The 2997-nt window shown below is 43.7% G+C and carries 6 protein-coding genes and 1 pseudogene; 3 read left to right on the plus strand and 4 right to left on the minus strand.

The window, feature by feature from the left end; all coding sequences use genetic code 11:
* Positions 1-149: 149 nt before the first annotated feature.
* From AAC147_RS20040 to AAC147_RS03660, 3 genes are all read right to left on the minus strand, one after another.
* On the minus strand, positions 150-377 hold the full coding sequence (locus AAC147_RS20040; RefSeq protein WP_369793173.1) for a hypothetical protein: 228 nt from the start codon (positions 375-377) through the stop codon (positions 150-152).
* Positions 378-501: 124 nt separating this feature from the next.
* Entirely contained in the window at positions 502-720 is a 219-nt protein-coding gene (locus AAC147_RS20045) for a hypothetical protein (protein WP_369793174.1), read from the minus strand.
* Positions 687-1115 (minus strand): hypothetical protein, encoded by a 429-nt coding sequence (locus AAC147_RS03660; RefSeq protein WP_369793175.1) that lies wholly within the window; start codon positions 1113-1115, stop codon positions 687-689. Before AAC147_RS03660 ends, AAC147_RS20045 begins: the two co-directional genes overlap by 34 nt.
* A 268-nt stretch (positions 1116-1383) precedes the next feature.
* Here AAC147_RS03660 and AAC147_RS03665 point away from each other — a divergent pair.
* From AAC147_RS03665 to AAC147_RS03675, 3 genes and pseudogenes are all read left to right on the plus strand, one after another.
* Positions 1384-1746: pseudogene (locus tag AAC147_RS03665) on the plus strand (phosphohydrolase); the annotation flags it as partial.
* Between the two features lie 106 nt (positions 1747-1852).
* Positions 1853-2116: a type II toxin-antitoxin system ParD family antitoxin gene (locus tag AAC147_RS03670; RefSeq protein ID WP_047685641.1), complete on the plus strand. Its 264-nt coding sequence runs from the start codon at positions 1853-1855 to the stop codon at positions 2114-2116.
* Positions 2113-2415 (plus strand): type II toxin-antitoxin system RelE/ParE family toxin, encoded by a 303-nt coding sequence (locus tag AAC147_RS03675; RefSeq protein ID WP_047685643.1) that lies wholly within the window; start codon positions 2113-2115, stop codon positions 2413-2415. Before AAC147_RS03670 ends, AAC147_RS03675 begins: the two co-directional genes overlap by 4 nt.
* Before the next feature lie 278 nt (positions 2416-2693).
* On the opposite strand, the gene AAC147_RS03680 is transcribed toward AAC147_RS03675, so the two are convergent.
* Positions 2694-2912: a hypothetical protein gene (locus AAC147_RS03680; RefSeq protein WP_047685645.1), complete on the minus strand. Its 219-nt coding sequence runs from the start codon at positions 2910-2912 to the stop codon at positions 2694-2696.
* Between the last annotated feature and the right edge of the window lie 85 nt (positions 2913-2997).

Consider the following 2997-nt stretch of genomic DNA (forward strand, 5'->3'; position numbering starts at 1 on the left):
GGGGTTAATTGAGCGGTTACTTCATAACTACCTCCGGCCCTTAAACCATTCAGGATGATTGGAGACATCCATGCTCTTAACCTGCGATGAGAAGACCAATACCTCTTGGGTAGTTAGCACTGTCTCAGCAGCCCGAGCTATGAAAGGCCTCAACAATCCAGAGTCTGCGTAGATGTTGATGATCTGTACAATCGCTCTGTTGCCCCCGACACTCTCTGCCAGCTCCGATAAGTTTCTGTTGATTTCGCATAGCCAACCAAAACAGGTGCCAACGTGTCAGCCTCCTTAGTGTTCAACTTCCCCTTTGCCGCTTTCGATACGAACTCGGCTTGATTGATGGTGAACAGACGGACGTGATCGTTTCGGTAGTCACGCACGTAGATGACGTGGCTCTCAAATGGGTTGGAGTGGTTAAAGGCATCCATACCCCAGCCTGCGGCCTCAAGATGTGCACTCGAGACTGACTTGTCATAATCAAATTCCACTCTTCTACTCTCCGTCTTATCGTTCAGGAACTTTCATATGTGAAAGTTTTCCTTCGGTCATGATGTCTAGGACAGCCTTACCCAATCTCATCCCTTTATGCTTTTGAACCGGGTCTCCCTTGTAGAAGAAGTCGGGCTCGTTATCTGGATGGAATACCCCATGAGGAATGCTGTCGTGATCTCCAAGCCACATGCGAAGCCTCAGATCCACCAGCCATTCAGATCCACCAGCCATCCGTCATCCATGACAACCCAAAAGTGAGGGGTAACGATGTCTTTATTCTGTTCGTTTCGCACAAAGCCATACATGCAATCATGCGGAACACCAGCTTCATTCAGCAGGTGGCTTACCGCCCATGTCATGCCGTCACATTCCATTTGGCAGTCATCCAAGGTCATAAGGACAGCTTCCAATTCCCGGTGCCACTCTGTCATCTGCTTGGCCGCAGTTTTTTCCACCAGCTCGTTTTTGTTCTCTGCCAAAATGATGTTGCCCTCATCAATGCCGCACTCTTCTATCGCCTCTGAACGGATAGATACTGCTTCATCCCAGTCATCGGTAGACCCAAAAATGCTCCAGCCCTCAAGACCATAATTCGCCCATACGATGAACCGCTTTTTCGTTTTCATGTGCGACTCCCTTTAACCGTGCAACGTTCCCACATACTCATCCCCTTGAACCGTAACCCCACCCAAAAGCCACTTCTTGATGATTTCCTATCAACCGCGACAGGTTATTCCTGAACACAAATCACTGAAAAACCACCTTTAGATTGCTTTCTGGTGTTTCTCAAGTTCTCCTGAGTGGTTAGTCATTCTGAAAACTTTACTTTTTATAGAATCATTTTATAAAACCGTAATACATAAAAACAACCTAGTAAAGAAAAAAGAGCGGCTTATGTTGAGACGAGAAAACCAAGGGGATTTGTTCGATGACCAGGTGGTGTTGCCATCACTGGAGTCGGTTTTAACTGGCATATCTTCCAGTCAGCATTGTGACGATAGAACAATGTATTTCTCTGCGCCGGATGTGGATTTGTACGACCACATCATTGTTTGCCTATCAGGAGGCAAAGACTCCATTGCTGCGTATTTGCGACTGGTGAACATGGGTGTTGACAAGTCGAAAGTGGAGTTCTGGCACCATAACGTTGATGGTCAGGAAGGTAGCTCGTTGATGGATTGGGCCTTCATGCGCGATTATTGCCGTCAGCTTGGGGAAGAGCTGAGCATACCAATGTACTTCTCGTGGCTTGAGGGCGAAGGCTCTTACTAAGTCCAATTACTTATCAAAATATTGCCGAAATTATGCGCTTAGTTTATAGTGATAGTTATTAATAGATAGTAATGACATCGGAGGAATGACTATGCCAACAAGTGTATCTCTTAGCCCTTATTTCGAAGAATTTATCCGCCAGCAGATTGATAGCGGTCGCTATAACAATACAAGTGAAGTAATTCGTGCTGGTCTTCGTGCGTTAGAAGAACAAGAGCAGCAAGTAAAAGTTGAATCGCTCAAAAGTGCTATAATGGCTGGCATCCAAAGCGGTGAAGGTAAAGAAGTCAAAGATGTTTTTGACCGCCTGATGAAGAAATACGGGAATATGGCCGAAGGTAATCAGGACAAATGAAACTAAGCATTTCGCCTTTAGCAGAATACGACCTTGAGGAAATTGGCGATTGGATTGCACAAGATAATCCTGTAAGAGCACTCAGTTTCACCAAGGAGTTATACCAACAATGCCTGTTATTAGCAGAAGCACCTGAAATTTATAGGGAAAGGTCTGAACTTGGGAAAGGGATCAGAAGTAGCACTTATGGTCGTTATGTTATTTTCTTTCAGGTTCTTGATACAGAAGTTCGTATAGAACGGATACTGCATGGCTCTCGGGATATTGTTGGTATTTTTAATCAACTGGATGACTTGTAACTCATAATGCATAAGTAATTTGGTTATTCAAAAAACGGGTAAAACAAAGATGACTATTTTGTATCGCTTTTTGGTATTTCTGAAGTCTTAACATAAAGAGAAAATGAAGGAAAGCGCCGATAATGGTACTTGATGCGTTAGTAACACCGTTAGAATTTCACTTCGAAAGTGATGAATATTTCATCGATTGAATAACATTGATTATCCACATTCGTGTGAGATCCTTCTGATGATGTTATGCCAAAAGCCCAACAAAACTTGATTAGGCTATATACAATTCATGGTTTTTTCCGTGCTCTTCGGTTGGCGGCAACAATATTTATTCCGAAAAATAAGGCAACCGTAGTCGCACCGTTTAAAAACGACCGAAGAGTACCATTAAGTTCATCAGATACACCAAAGCTATCCAGAATAAAAAATAGAGCAACCGATAGCAACACGGCAAGTGGTGCACTCCTCCATTGGATCTGCATTCTTTTTGGATCGGTAATTTTCATTTTTACCTCATCGAATGGCTCTGTCGCATTAACAAGAAATGTCCGAGTGAAAGTGTGTTGGTTGTTTTTTTATGCGGTCAGTTGA

The organism is Xenorhabdus sp. NBAII XenSa04 (assembly GCF_963866145.1).
Classification (GTDB): Bacteria; Pseudomonadota; Gammaproteobacteria; order Enterobacterales; family Enterobacteriaceae; genus Xenorhabdus; species Xenorhabdus indica.

Coding starts and splice junctions, on each gene's coding strand:
- AAC147_RS20045 (WP_369793174.1), bottom strand. CDS start 720: ATGGCTGGTGGATCTGAATGGCTGGTGGATCTGAGGCTTCGCATGTGG.
- AAC147_RS03660 (WP_369793175.1), bottom strand. CDS start 1,115: ATGAAAACGAAAAAGCGGTTCATCGTATGGGCGAATTATGGTCTTGAG.
- AAC147_RS03670 (WP_047685641.1), top strand. CDS start 1,853: ATGCCAACAAGTGTATCTCTTAGCCCTTATTTCGAAGAATTTATCCGC.
- AAC147_RS03675 (WP_047685643.1), top strand. CDS start 2,113: ATGAAACTAAGCATTTCGCCTTTAGCAGAATACGACCTTGAGGAAATT.
- AAC147_RS03680 (WP_047685645.1), bottom strand. CDS start 2,912: ATGAAAATTACCGATCCAAAAAGAATGCAGATCCAATGGAGGAGTGCA.